Consider the following 16,667-nt stretch of genomic DNA (forward strand, 5'->3'; position numbering starts at 1 on the left):
GCCCCAGGTCAGATGGGGTTCTTGACGTCCTCGCCGACCGTCTCGGCGGCCGCCACGTCGGCCACGGGCCCGGCCGGCTCGCGCAGCGCCGGCTTCCCGTCGGCCTTCTCCGGGGCCTTCCCGTCGGCCTTCCCGTCGGCCTTCTCCTCGGCCTTCTTCCCGCTCTTCCCGCTCGTTCCGCTCTTCTCGCCGGACTCGGCGTCCTCCGCCGCCAGGTGCGCGGCCGGATCGATGCTCGCCGGGTCCTCCCGCCCGGGTCGCGTCCTGCCCACGATCACGAAGTACGCCACCGCGGCGACGAACACCCCGATGGACACCCAGTCGTTCAGCCGCAGGCCGAAGTAGACGTGCGCCTCGTCGATCCGCAGCCACTCGGTCCAGAACCGGCCCACCGTGTACGCGGCCACGTACAGCGCGAACGCCCGGCCGTGGCCCAGCGTGAACCGGCGGTCCGCCCAGATCACCAGCAGCGCGACGCCGACGCACCACAGCGACTCGTACAGGAAGGTCGGGTGGTAGACGCCCTTCACGACCTCGCCGTTGGCCAGCGTCTTGTCGATCTCCAGGCCCCACGGCAGGGTGGTCGACCGGCCGTACAGCTCCTGGTTGAAGTAGTTGCCCCAGCGGCCCAGCGCCTGCGCGAGCGCGATGCCCGGCGCGATGGCGTCGGCGTACGCGGGCAGCGGCACGCCCCGGCGGCGGGCACCGATCCAGGCGCCGACCGCGCCCAGCGCGACGGCGCCCCAGATGCCGAGACCGCCCTCCCAGATCTTGAGGGCGTCCCAGGGGTTCTTCCCCTCGGCGAAGTACAGCCGGCCACCGTCGGTGATCACGTGGTAGAGGCGGCCGCCGACCAGGCCGAACGGCACGGCCCACACGGCGATGTCGCCGACGGTGTGCTTGGCACCGCCCCGGGCGACCCAGCGCTTGCTGCCGAGCCAGACGGCAACGACGACACCGAGGATGATGCAGAAGGCGTAGGCGCGCAGCGGGATCGGTCCCAGGTACAGGACGCCCCGCGACGGGCTGGGAATGTAGGCGATATCCATGGCAGTTCCGACGCTACAGGGTCCGACGGCCCGTTCGGGGCCCCTTGTGGTCACAGAAACCGAACAACGGGCGGCGCCGCCCCCTCCGGACGGGGAGGGAGCGGCGCGGCGGAGCGGGCTCAGCCGGCCGTCGGCGACGGGTTGTTGGCCTCCGAGGCGGTGCTGGTCGGCGCCGGGGTCTGCCCGTGCGAACCCGCCGTACCCAGCTGCTTGCCCTGGTTCGCGGCGTCCACCCAGGCCACCAGGTTGGCCGGGGTGATCTCCTCGCTGCCGTTCTTCGGGTAGATCGGCTGGCCGTTGAGCAGCACCGTCGGGGTGGACTTGAAGCTGGACTTGTCGAAGTCCTGCTGCACCGCGGACACCCACCCGCCGAACTTGTTGTCGTTGACGCAGGACTGGAACTCGGGCGTGTCCAGGCCGTTGACCTGCTTGGCCAGGCTGAGCAGCACGGTCTTGTCGCCGAAGGCGTCGTTGGTCTCGTCCGGCTGGTTGCGGTACAGCACGTCGTGGAAGTCCCGGAAGTGCCCGGCGTCCTGGGCGCAGCCCAGGGCGTTGGCGGCGGTCTTGGAGCCCTTGCCCCCCACGGCCCGGTCGATGAACGACACGATGTGGTAGTTCGTGTAGATCTTCCCGGCGTCCTCCAGCTGGTCGATGGTGGAGGAGAACTCGCGCTCGAAGGTGCCGCAGGCGGGGCAGCGCGGGTCCTCGTAGACCGTGAGGACGGAGGGCGCGTTGCCCGCGCCGACCGGGATGACCAGGTTCTTGTCGCCGATCGTCCCGGCCGGGACGGCGGTCGGCGTCTCCGGCTTGGAGCGCTGGTTCTGCACCACGACGCCGACGATCACCGCGGCGGCGATCACCGCGAGCACGGAACCGCCCACGATCAGCTTCTTCTTGCGCCGGGAGGAGACCTCCTCGGCCTCCCGCTGTTCCAGCATCCGCTCGCGGGCGGTGCGCTTGCCTTCTCGGTTCTTCTCGCTCATTGCCTTGACATCCACGGTCGGGGGCCTTCGTCGGGTGCAGGGGTGTGGGGGTCAGCTCGCCGGTGCGGGGGGCGGGGATCAGCTCGCCGGTGCGGGGGTGCGGGGGTCAGTTCGCCAGCCAGGCGTCCACCGACAGCCGGGTGCGGGGCCGCCACAGCAGCCACCCGGCCAGCAGCAGGAACCCGGTGTCGCGCAGGATCTCCTGGAGGTACTCGGTCCGGGACTCGTCGACGTGCCCGCCGCCACCGAAGCAGCCGCAGTCGATCGAGATGCCGCGTGCCCAGGCGGAGGCGATCCCGGCGATGAAGACCAGCAGCAGCACCGCGGAGACCCCGGCCACCAGCCGGACGCCGAGGCCCACCACCAGCAGCACGGCCAGGGCCAGCTCCAGGAACGGCAGGCCGTAGCCGATCGGCTTGACCAGGCCCTCGGGCAGGATCTCGTAGGCCCGGACGGCCTGGGCGGCCTCCGCCGGGTCGGAGACCTTCGCCAGCCCGGCCCATCCCCAGACCACCGCGAGGCCGAGCCGCACGACCGTGCCGAGCCACTCGCTCCAGGCCGGCACCGGTCTCGCCGCCCGGGGCGTGGGCGCGGAGCCGCCGGGCTGCGCGGTCATCAGGGAACCCCCCTCGGGAAACTCGTTCACTCCCTGAGGAACCGTGAGGAATGAGGGGTGGTTCCTTCGCATTCAGGAATGAAGCCGGACGGGTGACGTTCTGTCCGAATGGACCGAACACCTGCGCGTCAGCGGCACCCCGCCGACCATCCCGCTTCGAACAGATCGGGGTGCCGGGCCGCCTCCGCGCACGCCACCGCCTCCCGCTCCGCGCGCTCGGCCCCGCGCCTGGCCAGCGCGTGCCCCACTTCCACGTGCACCCCGACCGCGGCGGCGAGCGCCAGCACGGCTGCCGCCGCCCGCAGCAGAACGGCCCGCTGGAGACCCCGCACCGGCTCACCCCTTCCGCTCGTCACCGCAACCGTTCGTGCACTCGTCCCTCCACTCAACGTCCGTCAACCCCGGCTGATGCGTGTCCCCACCCCTTGTTCACCCGTTCGGGCCCGCAGTCCGGCCGGAGCGCGGGGAGGAGCCGCGCGCCCGTGCCCACGCCCCGCGAAAAGACGACGGCCCCCCACTTCCCGAGGAGTGGAGGGCCGTCGGCCGGATGTTCCTACCGCGTCAGCTCCTGCGGACGCCCTGGGCCAGCTCTCCGGCGAGGGCCCGCACCGCGTCCAGCGCCGCCGCCTCGTCCTCGCCCGCGTCCAGGATCCGCTTCACGAACGCCGACCCGACGATCACGCCGTCCGCGAACCGGGCGACCTCGGCCGCCTGCACCGCGTCCGACACCCCGAGCCCGACGCAGACCGGCAGGTCCGTCGTCGCCCTGGTCCGGGCGACCAGGTCCTCGGCCATCGACCCGACGGCCGACCGCGTCCCGGTCACGCCCATCACCGCGGCCGCGTACACGAACCCGCTCCCGGCCGCCGTGACCTCCGCCAGCCGCGCGTCCTTGCTGCTGGGGGCGACCACGAACACGGTGTCCAGCCCGTGCTCGTCCGCCGCCTTGCGCCACTCCTCGGACTCCTCCACCGGCAGGTCCGGCAGGATGCACCCGGCGCCGCCGGCGGCCGCCAGGTCCGCCGCGAACCGCGCCACGCCGTAGCGGTCGACCGGGTTCCAGTACGTCATCACGAGCACCGCGGCCTCGGGGTGCGCCGAGGCGACCTCCTGGACGGTCCGCAGCACGTCCTTGATCCGCACGCCGCCCCGCAGCGCGATGTCGTCGGCGGTCTGGATGACCGCGCCGTCCAGCACCGGGTCGGAGTGCGGCAGCCCGACCTCGACCACGTCGCAGCCGCCCTCGATGAGCGCGTTGACCGCCCGGATGCCGCCGTCCACGGTCGGGAACCCGGCCGGCAGGTACCCGATCAGCGCGGCCCGGTCCTCGGCCTTGGCGGCCGCCAGGACACCGCTCAGCTTGCCGGCGCTCAGCTTGGAAGTCATGATCACTTACCCCCCTCGGCGGCGCCGTCGCCCGCGCCGCCGGCCTGCTCGTCGTACAGGCCGAAGTACTCGGCCGCGGTGTGCATGTCCTTGTCCCCGCGCCCCGACAGCGAGACCAGGATGGTCGCCTCCGGCCCGAGCTCGCGCCCCAGCTCCAGCGCCCCGGCGAGCGCGTGGGCGCTCTCGATGGCCGGGATGATCCCCTCGGTGCGGGACAGCAGCCGCAGCGCCTGCATCGCGGCGTCGTCCGTGACCGGCCGGTACTCCGCCCGCCCGGTGTCCTTCAGCCAGGCGTGCTCCGGCCCGACCCCCGGGTAGTCCAGCCCCGCCGAGATCGAGTGCGACTCGACGGTCTGCCCGTCCTCGTCCTGGAGGACGTACGTCCGGGAGCCGTGCAGCACCCCCGGGTCGCCCTTGGTGAGGGTGGCCGCGTGCCGGGGCGTCTCGGCGCCCTCGCCCGCCGCCTCGCAGCCGATCAGGCGCACCCCGGCGTCCGGGATGAACTCGTGGAAGATCCCCATCGCGTTGGAGCCGCCGCCGACGCAGGCCACGACCGCGTCCGGCAGCCGGCCGGTCCGGTCGAGGACCTGCTGCCGCGCCTCGACGCCGATGATCCGGTGGAAGTCCCGGACCATCATCGGGAACGGGTGCGGCCCGGCGACGGTGCCGAACAGGTAGTGGGTGGAGTCGACGTTGGCGACCCAGTCCCGGAACGCCTCGTTGATGGCGTCCTTGAGCGTGCGGCTGCCGGACTTGACGGCCACCACCTCGGCGCCGAGCATCCGCATCCGGGCGACGTTGAGCGCCTGGCGCTCGGTGTCGACCTCGCCCATGTAGATGGTGCAGTCGAAGCCGAACAGGGCGCAGGCCGTCGCGGTGGCCACGCCGTGCTGGCCGGCGCCGGTCTCGGCGATGATCCGGGTCTTGCCCATCCGCCTGGTGAGCAGCGCCTGGCCCAGCACATTGTTGATCTTGTGCGAGCCGGTGTGGTTGAGGTCCTCGCGCTTGAGCAGGACGCGCGCGCCACCCGCCTCGGCGGAGAAGCGGTGCACGTCGGTCAGCGGGCTCGGGCGCCCGGTGTAGTCCTTGAGCAGCGCGTCGAGCTCGGCGGCGAAGGCCGGGTCGGCCTTGGCCTTCTCGTACTCCTCGGCGACCTGCTCGACCGCGGCGACCAGCGCCTCGGGGATGAAGCGGCCGCCGTACGCGCCGAAGTAGCCGCGCGCGTCCGGCACCTGGGCGCCGGGCAGGTAGTCCTTTTCGGACATGGTGGTTTCCCTTGAACGGAGATGGACGACGATGACGTCTTCCCGGCCGGAGGTCGGCCGGACCGGATTCAGCCGGACGTCACGCGCCATCGCCGCCCCGGCACCTGCCCGGGCTCGCACCCGATGACGTACCGCACCCGACGCCCCAGCACCCGGCGTGCGGGTGCGCGGCAGCCGCGCGGGCGGCAACCGGGGGCGAGTCGGGCGGCGATCTTCATGGGATGGGTGTCAGTCCTTGTGCCGGACGGCGGGGTGGGCCCCGGCGGCGACCAGGTCGGCGACCGCGGCACGCGGGTCCTTGCCGGTCACCAGGGTTTCGCCGACGAGTACCGCGTCGGCGCCGAGGTTGGCGTAGTTGATCACGTCCAGCGGGCCGCGCACGCCGGACTCGGCGATCTTGACGATACCGTCCGGGATGGCGTGGGCGACGTTCTCGAAGGTGTTGCGGTCCACTTCGAGCGTCTTGAGGTTGCGGGCGTTGACGCCGATGATCCGCGCACCGGCGTCCACCGCGCGCTTGATCTCCTCCTCGTCGTGCACCTCGACCAGCGGGGTGAGGCCGATCGACTCGGCGCGCTCGATCAGCGACACCAGGGCCGGCTGGTCGAGGGCCGCGACGATCAGCAGCGCGAGGTCGGCGCCGTGCGCACGGGCCTCCCACAGCTGGTAGGCGGTGACGATGAAGTCCTTGCGCAGCAGCGGGGTCTCCACCGCGGCGCGGACGGCGTCCAGGTCGGCCAGCGACCCGCCGAAGCGGCGCTGCTCGGTCAGCACGCTGATCGCGGCCGCACCGCCGGCCGCGTAGTCGACCGCCAGGGCGGCCGGATCGGCGATCGAGGCCAGGGCGCCCTTGGACGGGCTGGAGCGCTTCACCTCGCAGATCACCCGGACCCCGTCGCCCCTGAGGGCGGCGACGCCGTCCTTGGCCTCCGGTGCCCTGGCGGCGAGCTCCTTGAGCTCGTCCAGGGAGACCCGGGCCTGTCGCTCGGCGAGGTCCTCGCGGACCCCTTCGATGATCGAGTCGAGCACACTCACTCAGGAGCCCCCATCTTTTCTGCCAGTTGGTCGGCGCGAGTCGGCGGGCGACGGCCCACCGGCACTTCGATGGTATCGGCACCCGGGGGCGGGGGGCGCATCGGTTCGAACCACGTCTCGCGGACCGGACCCCCGCAACGGCGGTCCCCAGCTGGGGCTTCACCGGCCCCGCACCGGTTTTCGGACGGACTTCGCACCGGTTTAGGACGCGTTTCGGCCGGAGCCGACCGGTGGCCGGGAAACGGGGCCGACGGCCCGCAACGGCGGTTCACGGCCCGGCCCGGCGGCTCACGGCCCGGCCCGGCAGAACGGCTCGACGGGCCCGATCACACCAGCGGCGGTGCCAGCCCGGCGCCGACCGGCGAGTTCCGCACCACGGTGAACACCAGCACCAGCAGCGCGATCAGCACCCAGCGCCGGGCCCCGACGGTGGTCCTGGGCGGCGGTCCGCCGGTCAGCGCGGCCCAGCCCCAGCGCAGCCAGAGCACCGCCAGCACCCCGAACAGCAGGACGGCGACGGCGTTGTCGTGCAAGGCGCCGGTGAGGTCCCCGTGGGTCAGCGCGTGGACGCAGCGCAGCCCCCCGCAACCGGGGCACCACCAGCCGGTGGCGGTCAGGAACGGGCAGTCGGGGTAGTGCCCGGGGGTGTTCGGGTCCACCACGGCGACGTAGGCGGTGGGGACGGCCACCGCCGCCAGCGCGGTCAGCGGCGGGCTCAGCCGGCGCAGCACGGGCGGCGGGGCGGAAGCGGTGGGGGCGGAGGTCACGCCCCGATTCTGCCCGGGTCGGGCCCGGACACGACGAAACGGCGGGCGTGGCGCGCCCGCCGTTCCGATGTACGACAAACGTGTGGTGCGACGAACCCGTCGTCAGGCGGCGACGGCGGCGCGGGCCTCGCGGGCCGCGACCTGCTCCTCGGCCGACTTGTAGACGTTGGTGCTGGCCTGCTGGCCCATGCCCGCGATGGACATGGCCTTGCCGACCACGCCGCCGGCCAGGACGACCGCCAGGCCGACCCAGACGAGCAGCACCGACGGCAGGATCATCGCGACGCCCGCAATGCCGAAGCCGACGAAGGAGATGACGACGCCGGTCCAGGCGGCGGGGGTGTGGCCGTGTGCTGCTGCTGCCATCTGAGTGGTGCTCCTTGGCTCTCGGGGCCCGGCCGGGCCTGCGGGGCCGCCGGCGGGTTGACGGGTTCCATTGTGCCGGGCCACACACCGGTGGCCCAAAGCGGGTGGCGGGTCTATCGCGTCACATGCGCGCAGCTCACACCGCGGTCGGGTCCTCGCCCCGGTCCAGGGCCTTCCACAGGTCCCCCGGCGTGTCGGTCTTGGCCGGGGCCTTGCGGGTCGGCGCCTCGTAGCGGCTGCCCATCGCGGGCCAGCCCCGGCCGTAGCGCAGGGTGAGCAGTCCGGCCAGCGCAAGCAGCAGCCCGCCGACCAGCGCGACCCAGGGCCAGGCGGTGTGCGAGACCTCGGTGGCCGCCGAGCCGGTCAGCGCCAGCTTGCGGGCGGCCTCGGTGTCCAGCGCGGCGGTGTCGCCCGCCCCGGCCACCGAGGCGGCGGCCACGCCCAGCCCGGCCAGCAGCGTCAGCGCGCCGACCGCCAGCCGTCCGACGCCGCGGACCGCGAACACCGCGACGGCCGCGGCGAGGCCCACCAGGGCCAGCCCGCCGGGCAGTTCGGAGATCTTCCCGCCGCTGACGGACACGTCCAGGGTGCCGGCCCGGCCCTCGGCCCAGGTCCGCCCGACCGCGGTCAGCACCAGCACGGCGCTCAGCACGGTCAGCAGCAGCATCACGCCGAGGGTGCGGCGGCCGGGCTTGGCGGGGGCGGGGGTCTGCTCAGTCACCCGTCCACTATCCCCCGGCCGACGCCCTGGTCCGTACCCGGGGTGGGTCACGGGGTGGGGAACGGGAAGGGAACCGGGCGGGGAACGGGGTGGGTCACGGCGTCGCGGACAGGGTGGGTCACGGCGTGGGGAAGTCGTCCGTCCGCAGCACCACCGTCCGGCCGCCGAGCGGCAGGAACAGGTCGTTGCCGAACGGCACCCGCTCCGCCTCCCGGTACACCCCCTCGGGGGACGGCGCGGTGTGCACGGTGCAGACCGCCGCCACCGGATCGACCACCACGTACAGCGGCACGCCGCTGCGCGCGTACGCCCTCGCCGCCTCCGCCAGGCCGGGCCGGGCCACCTCCAGCACCGCCTCGACCCCGGCCGCGGCGAACCGGCCCCGCCCGCCCCGCACCGCGTCCCGGGCGAGCACGGCCAGGTCCGGGGCGAGCACCGTGCCGGGTTCGGGCACGGGTACGGAACCCGACCCCGGATCAGGTGCGGGTGCGGGTGCGGAGTCGGGCGCGGGTGCGCCGCGTGCCCCCGGGAAGTCGACCGCCACCCCGGAGAGCACCCGGCCGTGGCCCGCCGGCTGCTCGCCGAGCTGTCCGGCGGCGCCGAGCACGACCGCCCAGCGCAGCTCGTCGTACGGCACCTCGGGCATCCCGGCCGCCTCCTCGCACCTCAGGACAGTTCCGGCCTCCGCAGCGTATTGGCGGTGGCGACCGCCCGCAGCACGGCGGCCGCCTTGTTCCGGCACTCGGTGTCCTCGCCGTGCGGGTCGGAGTCGGCGACCACGCCCGCGCCGGCCTGCACGTACGCGGTGCCGCCGCGCAGCACGGCGGTGCGGATCGCGATCGCGGTGTCCGAGTCCCCGGCGAAGTCCAGGTAGCCGACGCAGCCGCCGTACAGGCCGCGGCGGGTGGGCTCCAGCTCCTCGATGATCCGCATCGCCCGGGGCTTGGGCGCGCCGGAGAGGGTGCCGGCCGGGAAGCAGGCGGTCAGCACGTCGAAGGCGGTGCGCCCCGGGGCGACCTTGCCGGTCACCGTCGAGACGATGTGCATCACGTGGCTGTAGCGCTCGATGTGCATGAAGTCGACCACCTCGACGCTGCCCGGCTCGCAGACCCGGCCGAGGTCGTTGCGGCCGAGGTCCACCAGCATCAGGTGCTCGGCCCGCTCCTTGGGGTCGGCGAGCAGCTCGGCGGCCAGCTCCGCGTCCTCGTGCGGGGTGGCGCCGCGGTGCCGGGTGCCGGCGATCGGGTGCAGCATCGCCTCGCCGTCGCTGACCTTGACCAGCGCCTCCGGGCTGGAGCCGACCACGTCGAAGCCGCCCTCGGTCCCGCCGTCCGGGCCGGGGAAGCGGAACAGGTACATGTACGGGCTGGGGTTGGTGGTGCGCAGCACCCGGTAGACGTCCAACGCGGAGGCCGGGCAGGGCGCCTCGAAGCGCTGCGAGGGCACCACCTGGAAGGCCTCGCCGGCCCGGATCCGCTCCTTGATCTCCTCCACCGCGGCCCGGTACGGCTCGCCGCCGAACGGCGAGTGCACCTCGCCGGGGCCGGCCGGGGTGAAGGTGGCCAGGCCCGGGTCGACCGGCTTGAACAGCTCGGCCTCCATCGCGTCCAGCCGGGCCACCGCGTCCGCCCAGGCCTCGTCCACGCCGCTGGCCAGGTCGTTGTGGTTGACGGCGTTGGCGATCAGCAGCACCGTGCCGTCGACGTGGTCGAGCACCGCGAGGTCGGTGGCGAGCAGCATGGTCAGCTCGGGCAGGCCCAGGTCGTCCGGGTTGAGGTCGGGCAGCTTCTCCAGCCGGCGGACGATGTCGTAGCCGAGGTAGCCGACCAGGCCGCCGGTGAGCGGCGGCAGGCCGTCGTCCTGGCGGCGCGGGGTGTGCAGGGCCTGCAGGGTGGCGCGCAGCACCTCCAGCGGGTCGCCGGCGGTGGGGATGCCGACCGGCGGGCTGCCGAGCCAGCGCGCCCCGCCGTCCGGGCCGACGGTGAGCGCGGCGGCGCTGCGCACCCCCACGAAGGAGTAGCGCGACCAGCTGCGGCCCTGCTCGGCGGACTCCAGCAGGAAGGTGCCGGGGCGCTCCTCGGCGAGGCTGCGGTAGAGGCCGATCGGGGTGAGGCCGTCCGCGAGGAGCCTGCGGGTGACCGGGATGACCCGGGTGTCGACGGCGAGCTTGCGGAAGGCTTCGAGATCCATGACGGGCGGCACCTTCTGGAGTTGTGGACGGGTGGGGTCAGGACAGCGGGAGCACGTCGGCGTCGAAGCAGGTGCGGTCGCCGGTGTGGCAGGCCGCACCGGTCTGGTCGACCTTCACCAGCAGGGTGTCGCCGTCGCAGTCCAGGGCCACCGACTTGACCGCCTGGGCGTGGCCCGAGGTGTCACCCTTCACCCAGTACTCGCGGCGGCTGCGGCTCCAGTAGGTGCAGCGGCCCGTGGTGAGGGTGCGGTGCAGCGCCTCGTCGTCCATCCAGCCGAGCATCAGCACCTCGCCGGTGTCGTACTGCTGGGCGATGGCCGGGACCAGCCCGTCCTCGGAGCGCTTGAGCCGCGCGGCGATCTCGGGTGCGAGGGCGGTGCTGCCGGGGGCGGCGGGTGTGGTGGACATGAGCACCATTGTGTCAGCCCGCCCCGGCTGCCCCGCGGGGCGGCGCTCCCTGCGCCGGAGCGCCGCCGGCAACGGGGCCGTTACGGGTGCAGCTGCCCGGTGAGCTTGGGGCCGCCCTGCTTGTTGCTCGCGGTCAGGGTGCAGGTGTAGTCGCGCCAGCCCTGCTGGTAGTTGGCGGTCGCCGGGCCGAACTGGCGGCCGTAGTAGGTCTTCCCGTCGCCCTGCCGGGCCTTGGCGGCGGCTTCGGCCTCCTTGCAGCCGTCCCGCATGGCGAGCGCGAGCGGAATGTCGCCGGTGATGCCGTCCGCGAGCTTGAGGTCGGCGATCACCTCGCCGTCGTGGTCGCCGGCGCAGGGGCGTTCCTCGGGCTTTGTGATCACCGGGCTCAGCTGCGGGTGGTCGAAGCAGGCGCCGACCGGGAAGAACGCGTACGGCGGCTGCGGCGTGGGCGTAGGGGTGGGTGTCGGTGTCTGGGTGGCCGTGGGAGTCGGCGTGGGCGGCGGCGGCGCGGCGGCCGGCTTCTTGTCGTCCGGCCACAGCACCGCGGTGGCCACCACCGCGAGCAGGACGACCAGCACGGCGGCGACGGTGAGGACCAGGCCGCGGGACGGGCGGGGCCCGCCTGCGGACGGCGACTGCTCGGAGGTCATGGCCACGAGGATGGCCCACCCGTCCCCTCCCCGGCAGGCAGTTCGCCGAACTCCCCTCATCCGGGCTGCCATCCACACCTGCAGCGATGCCGTGGGACACTCCCTCAGGAGAACAAAAGCTATTCAGATGGACGGGATTCCGGTGTGGGCTCTCGGCATGCCGAGAGCCCACACCGCAGTCAACCCTGCCATGAGTCGAGGGAAATGCTCGGACCATCGCCGAGGTAGCTGATCAGTGCCCCCTTAGTGGTGGAGACAAATTCGTCCGGTACGGCATCGACACCGACCCACGCCACTTCCGAGTGCTTGTCAGGCTCCCCGTTGGCAAGTTCGCCGGACCACCGATGAGCGGCGAAGACGACGGTCAGAAAGCCGTTGGGCGCCTCGACGCCCCGGGCCCCGTGGATGACGTGGGCCAGGCACAAATCCTCAGGGCTGACAACGAGTCCTGTCTCCTCCCTGAGCTCACGCACCGCGGTCTCCGTGATCGGCTCGCCGGGTTCGTTCTTGCCAACCGGCAGATCCCACATGCCCTGCGCAAACTTCGCCTTGGGCCCTCTCCGCAGGAGAACGACCCGCTGGGCTTCGAGATCATGGACGATGACAGCCGCGACCAGCAAGGTCATCGACTCCGTGGCCGGTTCGAGAGTGCTCTGATCAACGGTCGAGTGAGCCACGTCGGTCGGGTCCTTCCTGCGGTGCGGCTGTCATGTCAGTGCCTCGCGTACGCGGCGTTCCAAGTCAACGGCTCCTGGGACACCACGCCTACGGTAGACCGCCAAGCGTGGGCGAATCGAAGAGATCGCCTTTCTCGTCCGATCCGAAGTCATACCTTCCATCAGATCGAGCGCCCGCCCCCAGATCGCCACCGCCTCGTCCGCCCGCGCCTGCGCCTCCACGCTGTCGCCGAGATCGGCATAGGTGAGGGCATGGACTCTCCTGTACTTCTCGGCGTCCCAACGGATCAATGCGGCACGGTGCTGCCGCTCCGTTCCCACGTGATCTCCAAGATCAGTGAGAGTACGCGCCGTATGGCTGGCGACGGTGCCGGCTGCCGGTCCACTGACGAGCGAGAAGCTCGGCTGCTGATCGCCGCCACGGGTAAGCGAGTTCTCCGCTGCGAGGAGCGCCTTGGCTGCCGCAGGCTTATCACGGATTGCAGCAAAAACGCGTGCATGGGTGATGTGGAGCAACGCTTCGGTCCTACTGTCCACCCGTCCGATGCTTCGGGTGAGCGCGTTCTCGATCAGCGCGACACAGTGGTTGGACAGCTTGAGGCTGAGCGCTTGGTGGGCCAGGGGCCGTAGGGCAGTCCGTACCTCTGATCGCCGGCAGGCCGGTCAGACTCATGGCACAGCAACTCCAGACGACGCTGTGGCCTGGAAGCGAACTCTTCGACACTTGGAAGACAGCACTGCCCGCGGCACACCCGACCCCACTCACCGATGCCTGCATCGATGCTCACCAGGCCCTTCAATGCCTCTCCGGATTGGCTTACCTTGCAAGCGTTCGGGACATCGACCCTCGGCATCAGGAAGTCGCAGACCAGGCGGCGGCGCGGTTCCACCAGGCGTGCCGCGCCATCGCGGAACTCCGGCTGGGAAATTCGGTCGCCGAGACGGTCGTCGGCTTCCTTGAGGGCCTGGCTCTCCGGGTGGAAGGTGAAGCCACCGAGGCCGAAGCCCTCCGAAACTCAGGCATTCCGACCCTTGCCGCCGCCATCGCTCATGGCGCAACCGGCCACCCAAACGATGACTATCGGCAACTGGATGGTCTGACAACGATCGCCCTTCAGTGGGATCTCGACCCCGCTCGGGCAGCACGACTCCTCGCCGGAGTCGATGTCTGAACCACAAAGACCGGGGCCCATGACCGATGCTGCCCGCCGCCCCCGGGCAGCGAGGCGAGCAGCATCAAAGCCCGGAACGACAGACGGTGGCCTCCCCCTGCGAGAAGGCAGCCGTCAGAAGTCAGCACGCGGATTCACCACTCACGGCGCACGAGAGAACTGGTCGAGCACACGTAAACCACGCCACCTCTCATGAAGTCTGATCCCGCCTGCCCACCGTCCGTCCACCAGCGCGGACGACGGCCCCGACCGAACCGGTCGGGGCCGTCGTTGCCGGCGTGCCGCGAGCGGCCGTCGGGCTGCGGGTCAGGCCGTCCGGCCGGGGGCCGGGCGGGGCAGGCGGCGGCGGACGGCCCAGACGGCCGCCGCGAGGGCGAAGCCGTAGACGGACACCAGCCCGTGGCCGTTCTCCTGGGCGAGCCACATCGCGAGGCCCAGCGCGGGGACGCCGGCGGCGAGGGCGATCTCCTTGGGGAGGCGGGTGCGGGTGAGGAGGGCGAGGGCGAGGGTGGCGCCGAGGAAGTAGGTGGCGCCGGAGCTGCCGGCGAAGTTGCGCGGGTCGGTGCTGGGGCCGCCGCCGAGGCCGAGCAGGGTGTCGATGCGGCCGGGCAGCAGGATGCCGGCGAGGAAGAAGCCGAGGGTGAGCGGAGCGCCCCAGTACCACTGGGCGAGCGCGGCGACGGCGGCGAGGGTGACGAGGTTCCACAGGCCGCCGAACAGGCCGCCGTTCTGCATGAACACCGAGGTGAGCTCGCGCCACCAGCCGGACTTGGCGGGGTCCGCGTCCAGCGCGTCCATCGCGCCGGACCAGAGGAGTTGGAGCAGCACTCCCGCGACGGCGACCGCGGTCAGGGCGATCGCGGCCCACGGGAGCGGCCGTCCGCGCAGGGTGTCGCGGCCCACCACGCCGAGCCCGCAGTTGACCATCATGACCATCAGTGCGGCCGTGGTCACGTTGAAGACGATCGCCCCCATGTCCGGCCCCTCCCCCTGGATCCGGCATTTTCCAACACCGTTCGAAAACTTGACGGGGCAAAGCTAGCACAGCTTTCGAACGGTGTTGGAAAACGCTGTACGGTGAGGGCATGAAGCTCACCAAGGACCGCATCGTCGACGCGGGCATGGCCGTCTTCGCCGAGGTCGGCTACCAGAACCTGTCCATGCGCCAGGTCGCCGACCGGCTCGACGCCCACGCGGGCAGCCTCTACTACCACGTACGCGGCAAGGACGAACTCCTCGCCCTGATGGCCGACCGGGTCTGTCTCCGGGCCTACGACGCCGGCACGCGAGCCCTCAGTGCCCTCCCACCCACCGCCACCTGGCAGGACCACACACAGGCCCAGGCCACCGCCCTGCGCCTGAGCATCAAGCAGCACCCCGGCGGCGCCCAACTCCTCGCCGAGAGCCCCGGCATGCTCAGCACCGGCGCCCTCTCCCTGATGGAACGCCTCCTGCGCACCCTCCTCGACGCCGGCCTGCCCGCCGACCACTGCCACATCGCCGCCGACACCCTGCTCAGTCACGTCACCGGCTTCGTCCTCCAGGAACAGAACCAGCCCGCGACACCCCCACCCGTCACCGCCGAGCTCTACACCGAACTGCGCGAACGGTTCCCCCTCCTCATGGACCCGTCCACACCCCGCCACAGCCAGGACGAGAAGTTCGCGCGAAGCGTCCGCCTGCTCTGCGCCGGCATCGCGACGCTCCCCTAGGCTGACGGCATGTCGAACCACGCCCTCGCCGAACGCCACCGGCTCGCCCAACTCCTCACCGCCGCCGGGCCGGACGCGCCCACGCTCTGCGCCGGGTGGACGACCCGGGACCTCGCCGCCCACCTGGTGGTCCGGGAGCGCCGGCCCGACGCGGCGGCCGGCATCCGGGTCGGGGCGCTGGCCGGGTGGACGCGGCGGGTGCAGGACGGGTACGCCGAGCGGCCGTACGAAGAACTGGTGCGCCTGTTCCGGGCCGGGCCTCCGGTCTACTCCCCGTTCGCCCTGCCCGGCGCGGACGAGGCGGCGAACACCGTGGAGTACTTCGTCCACGCCGAGGACGTCGTACGGGCGGCCGAGGACTGGACCGCTCAGCCCGTGCCGCCCGGGCGCGCCGAGGCCCTCTGGCGCCGCCTCCCGCTCATCGCCCGCCTGGAGGCGGGCCGCCGCTCCCCCGTCCGCCTGGCACTCACCCACCCGGACGGCCGTTCCCTCACCGTCGGCCCGGCCGGAGCCGCCACCGTCCGCGTCACCGGCGAACCCGGCGAGCTGGTGCTCTTCACCTACGGCCGCGGGGCCCTGACCGCCCTCTCCGTCGACGGTGCCTCCGACGCCGTCGAGGCCCTGCGCCACGTCCTTCCCCTGCCCCCGAGGTAGACCGCGGGACCACACCTCCGCCGGGCCACCGGGGACCGCGGCGCCGGACGCCGCTCGCCCGGCGGCTTCCCCGGCGGCTTCCCCGGCTGCGGATGTCAGTGCCCGGGTGCAGACTCGCAGGTGGCCGGGGTCCGCCCCGGGCCGCCCGGCCGTCCCGTCCGTCGAAGGGCACACCGCCATGCTCACCACCGACTTCCCCATCGGCTCGCCCTGCTGGATCGACCTGGGCAGCCCGGACATCCCCGCCACGGCCGCGTTCTACAGCACGGTCTTCGGCTGGACCTTCCTGGAGATCCCCGACACCGGTGGCTACGGCTTCGTCCAGCTGAACGGGAAGACCGTCGGCGCGATCGGCTCGCTCAACGAGGGTGACCCGTCCACCTGGACGACGTACTTCCGCAGCTCCGACGCGGACGCCACCGCCAATGGCGTCCGGCAGGCCGGCGGCAAGGTCCTGGTCGAGCCGATGGACGTGATGCAGGAGGGCCGACTGGCACAGTTCTCGGACCCGCAGGGAGCCCGGTTCGCCGTCTGGCAGTCCGGCAACACCAAGGGCCTGGACGCCGTGTCGGAGGAGGGCGCCCTGGTCTGGGCCGAACTGCACACCTCCGACCCGGACGGCGCCTTCGCCTTCTACCGGCAGCTGTTCGGCTGGCGGGTGGAGAACTTCGAGCCGTCGCCGGGCATGACCTACCGGGTGCTCTCCACCGCCGAGGGCGACCAGCGGGACACCAGCTTCGGCGGCATCGCCCCGACGATGTCCCCGGAGCAGCCCTCCGCCTGGACGCCGTACTTCGCCGCCGAGGACGTGGACGCGGTGATCGCCAGGGCGACGGCGGCCGGCGGCTCGGTGCTGATGCCGGCCGCGGACGTGGAGAACGTCGGCCGGCTGGCCTGGCTGGCGGACCCGAACGGCGCTCCCTTCGCGCTGATCAAGGGCGAGCCCCAGGAGTCCTGAGGGTGCGGCGAGGGCCCGCGGTTCCGGGAACCGCGGGCCCTCGTCACGCACGGAACA

General features: G+C 72.5%; 21 protein-coding genes and 1 pseudogene. 4 read left to right on the forward strand and 18 right to left on the reverse strand.

Going from position 1 to position 16,667, the window contains the following annotated elements:
- Positions 1-8: 8 nt before the first annotated feature.
- The 17 genes and pseudogenes from lgt to ACFVUY_RS16980 form a co-directional block, all read right to left on the reverse strand.
- On the reverse strand, positions 9-1,049 hold the full coding sequence (gene lgt / locus ACFVUY_RS16900; protein WP_387730625.1) for a prolipoprotein diacylglyceryl transferase: 1,041 nt from the start codon (positions 1,047-1,049) through the stop codon (positions 9-11).
- A 119-nt stretch (positions 1,050-1,168) separates the two neighbouring features.
- Complete coding sequence (locus ACFVUY_RS16905; RefSeq protein WP_387693422.1) at positions 1,169-2,032, reverse strand: DsbA family protein; 864 nt, start codon at positions 2,030-2,032, stop codon at positions 1,169-1,171.
- Positions 2,033-2,138: 106 nt separating this feature from the next.
- Positions 2,139-2,648, reverse strand: coding sequence for a MauE/DoxX family redox-associated membrane protein (locus ACFVUY_RS16910; protein ID WP_387693423.1), 510 nt, complete (start codon positions 2,646-2,648; stop codon positions 2,139-2,141).
- A 128-nt stretch (positions 2,649-2,776) separates the two neighbouring features.
- Positions 2,777-2,980 carry a hypothetical protein gene (locus tag ACFVUY_RS16915; protein ID WP_387693424.1) on the reverse strand — a complete coding sequence of 68 codons (204 nt, stop codon included), beginning with the start codon at positions 2,978-2,980 and terminating at the stop codon, positions 2,777-2,779.
- Between the two features lie 229 nt (positions 2,981-3,209).
- On the reverse strand, positions 3,210-4,034 hold the full coding sequence (trpA, locus tag ACFVUY_RS16920) for a tryptophan synthase subunit alpha (RefSeq protein WP_387693425.1): 825 nt from the start codon (positions 4,032-4,034) through the stop codon (positions 3,210-3,212).
- A gap of 2 nt (positions 4,035-4,036) precedes the next feature.
- Positions 4,037-5,299: a tryptophan synthase subunit beta gene (gene trpB / locus ACFVUY_RS16925; protein ID WP_380546877.1), complete on the reverse strand. Its 1,263-nt coding sequence runs from the start codon at positions 5,297-5,299 to the stop codon at positions 4,037-4,039.
- Between the two features lie 68 nt (positions 5,300-5,367).
- Entirely contained in the window at positions 5,368-5,517 is a 150-nt protein-coding gene (trpM, locus tag ACFVUY_RS16930; RefSeq protein WP_188296911.1) for a tryptophan biosynthesis modulator TrpM, read from the reverse strand.
- A 10-nt stretch (positions 5,518-5,527) separates the two neighbouring features.
- A complete protein-coding gene (trpC, locus tag ACFVUY_RS16935) occupies positions 5,528-6,334 on the reverse strand; it encodes an indole-3-glycerol phosphate synthase TrpC (RefSeq protein ID WP_359910194.1) in 807 nt (268 codons plus the stop codon).
- Positions 6,335-6,660: 326 nt separating this feature from the next.
- Positions 6,661-7,101 (reverse strand): DUF2752 domain-containing protein, encoded by a 441-nt coding sequence (locus ACFVUY_RS16940; protein ID WP_359910197.1) that lies wholly within the window; start codon positions 7,099-7,101, stop codon positions 6,661-6,663.
- A gap of 102 nt (positions 7,102-7,203) precedes the next feature.
- Entirely contained in the window at positions 7,204-7,467 is a 264-nt protein-coding gene (locus ACFVUY_RS16945; protein WP_359910200.1) for an HGxxPAAW family protein, read from the reverse strand.
- Positions 7,468-7,603: 136 nt separating this feature from the next.
- On the reverse strand, positions 7,604-8,188 hold the full coding sequence (locus ACFVUY_RS16950) for a TIGR02234 family membrane protein (RefSeq protein ID WP_387693426.1): 585 nt from the start codon (positions 8,186-8,188) through the stop codon (positions 7,604-7,606).
- A gap of 118 nt (positions 8,189-8,306) precedes the next feature.
- Positions 8,307-8,834, reverse strand: coding sequence for a Uma2 family endonuclease (locus tag ACFVUY_RS16955; RefSeq protein WP_387730627.1), 528 nt, complete (start codon positions 8,832-8,834; stop codon positions 8,307-8,309).
- A gap of 20 nt (positions 8,835-8,854) precedes the next feature.
- Positions 8,855-10,378 carry an anthranilate synthase component I gene (locus ACFVUY_RS16960; protein ID WP_387693428.1) on the reverse strand — a complete coding sequence of 508 codons (1,524 nt, stop codon included), beginning with the start codon at positions 10,376-10,378 and terminating at the stop codon, positions 8,855-8,857.
- Between the two features lie 37 nt (positions 10,379-10,415).
- Entirely contained in the window at positions 10,416-10,787 is a 372-nt protein-coding gene (gene hisI, locus ACFVUY_RS16965; protein WP_387730629.1) for a phosphoribosyl-AMP cyclohydrolase, read from the reverse strand.
- An 80-nt stretch (positions 10,788-10,867) separates the two neighbouring features.
- Positions 10,868-11,437, reverse strand: a complete 570-nt coding sequence (locus tag ACFVUY_RS16970; protein WP_359910215.1) for a hypothetical protein — start codon at positions 11,435-11,437, stop codon at positions 10,868-10,870.
- Between the two features lie 179 nt (positions 11,438-11,616).
- Positions 11,617-12,063: an NUDIX domain-containing protein gene (locus ACFVUY_RS16975; RefSeq protein ID WP_359910217.1), complete on the reverse strand. Its 447-nt coding sequence runs from the start codon at positions 12,061-12,063 to the stop codon at positions 11,617-11,619.
- 81 nt (positions 12,064-12,144) lie between these two features.
- Positions 12,145-12,744, reverse strand: a pseudogene (locus tag ACFVUY_RS16980) (tetratricopeptide repeat protein); the annotation flags it as partial.
- A 41-nt stretch (positions 12,745-12,785) separates the two neighbouring features.
- Between ACFVUY_RS16980 and ACFVUY_RS16985 the strand changes: the two are divergent.
- On the forward strand, positions 12,786-13,286 hold the full coding sequence (locus tag ACFVUY_RS16985; protein WP_387730632.1) for a hypothetical protein: 501 nt from the start codon (positions 12,786-12,788) through the stop codon (positions 13,284-13,286).
- Between the two features lie 306 nt (positions 13,287-13,592).
- Here ACFVUY_RS16985 and ACFVUY_RS16990 read toward each other — a convergent pair whose 3' ends face one another.
- Entirely contained in the window at positions 13,593-14,261 is a 669-nt protein-coding gene (locus tag ACFVUY_RS16990) for a hypothetical protein (RefSeq protein ID WP_387730634.1), read from the reverse strand.
- A gap of 110 nt (positions 14,262-14,371) precedes the next feature.
- Here ACFVUY_RS16990 and ACFVUY_RS16995 point away from each other — a divergent pair, with 110 nt between their 5' ends.
- The 3 genes from ACFVUY_RS16995 to ACFVUY_RS17005 all read left to right on the forward strand — a co-directional run bounded on the left by ACFVUY_RS16995 (position 14,372) and on the right by ACFVUY_RS17005 (position 16,610).
- A complete protein-coding gene (locus tag ACFVUY_RS16995; RefSeq protein ID WP_387730637.1) occupies positions 14,372-14,998 on the forward strand; it encodes a TetR/AcrR family transcriptional regulator in 627 nt (208 codons plus the stop codon).
- Between the two features lie 9 nt (positions 14,999-15,007).
- Positions 15,008-15,652 (forward strand): TIGR03085 family metal-binding protein, encoded by a 645-nt coding sequence (locus ACFVUY_RS17000; protein ID WP_387730639.1) that lies wholly within the window; start codon positions 15,008-15,010, stop codon positions 15,650-15,652.
- A gap of 178 nt (positions 15,653-15,830) precedes the next feature.
- Positions 15,831-16,610, forward strand: coding sequence for a VOC family protein (locus ACFVUY_RS17005; protein WP_387693440.1), 780 nt, complete (start codon positions 15,831-15,833; stop codon positions 16,608-16,610).
- The last annotated feature ends 57 nt before the right edge of the window (positions 16,611-16,667 follow it).

This window comes from Kitasatospora sp. NPDC058063, assembly GCF_042885395.1.
Classification (GTDB): Bacteria; Actinomycetota; Actinomycetes; order Streptomycetales; family Streptomycetaceae; genus Kitasatospora; species Kitasatospora lactacystinica.

Bases quoted from the DNA above. Each gene is read 5' to 3' on its own strand.
- lgt (WP_387730625.1), bottom strand. From the start codon at position 1,049: ATGGATATCGCCTACATTCCCAGCCCGTCGCGGGGCGTCCTGTACCTG.
- ACFVUY_RS17000 (WP_387730639.1), top strand. From the start codon at position 15,008: ATGTCGAACCACGCCCTCGCCGAACGCCACCGGCTCGCCCAACTCCTC.
- ACFVUY_RS16910 (WP_387693423.1), bottom strand. From the start codon at position 2,648: ATGACCGCGCAGCCCGGCGGCTCCGCGCCCACGCCCCGGGCGGCGAGA.
- ACFVUY_RS16945 (WP_359910200.1), bottom strand. From the start codon at position 7,467: ATGGCAGCAGCAGCACACGGCCACACCCCCGCCGCCTGGACCGGCGTC.
- ACFVUY_RS16960 (WP_387693428.1), bottom strand. From the start codon at position 10,378: ATGGATCTCGAAGCCTTCCGCAAGCTCGCCGTCGACACCCGGGTCATC.
- ACFVUY_RS16955 (WP_387730627.1), bottom strand. From the start codon at position 8,834: ATGCCCGAGGTGCCGTACGACGAGCTGCGCTGGGCGGTCGTGCTCGGC.
- ACFVUY_RS16905 (WP_387693422.1), bottom strand. From the start codon at position 2,032: ATGAGCGAGAAGAACCGAGAAGGCAAGCGCACCGCCCGCGAGCGGATG.
- ACFVUY_RS16985 (WP_387730632.1), top strand. From the start codon at position 12,786: ATGGCACAGCAACTCCAGACGACGCTGTGGCCTGGAAGCGAACTCTTC.
- ACFVUY_RS16975 (WP_359910217.1), bottom strand. From the start codon at position 12,063: ATGACCTTGCTGGTCGCGGCTGTCATCGTCCATGATCTCGAAGCCCAG.
- ACFVUY_RS16990 (WP_387730634.1), bottom strand. From the start codon at position 14,261: ATGGGGGCGATCGTCTTCAACGTGACCACGGCCGCACTGATGGTCATG.
- trpA (WP_387693425.1), bottom strand. From the start codon at position 4,034: ATGACTTCCAAGCTGAGCGCCGGCAAGCTGAGCGGTGTCCTGGCGGCC.
- ACFVUY_RS16970 (WP_359910215.1), bottom strand. From the start codon at position 11,437: ATGACCTCCGAGCAGTCGCCGTCCGCAGGCGGGCCCCGCCCGTCCCGC.
- trpM (WP_188296911.1), bottom strand. From the start codon at position 5,517: ATGAAGATCGCCGCCCGACTCGCCCCCGGTTGCCGCCCGCGCGGCTGC.
- trpB (WP_380546877.1), bottom strand. From the start codon at position 5,299: ATGTCCGAAAAGGACTACCTGCCCGGCGCCCAGGTGCCGGACGCGCGC.
- ACFVUY_RS16995 (WP_387730637.1), top strand. From the start codon at position 14,372: ATGAAGCTCACCAAGGACCGCATCGTCGACGCGGGCATGGCCGTCTTC.
- hisI (WP_387730629.1), bottom strand. From the start codon at position 10,787: ATGTCCACCACACCCGCCGCCCCCGGCAGCACCGCCCTCGCACCCGAG.
- ACFVUY_RS17005 (WP_387693440.1), top strand. From the start codon at position 15,831: ATGCTCACCACCGACTTCCCCATCGGCTCGCCCTGCTGGATCGACCTG.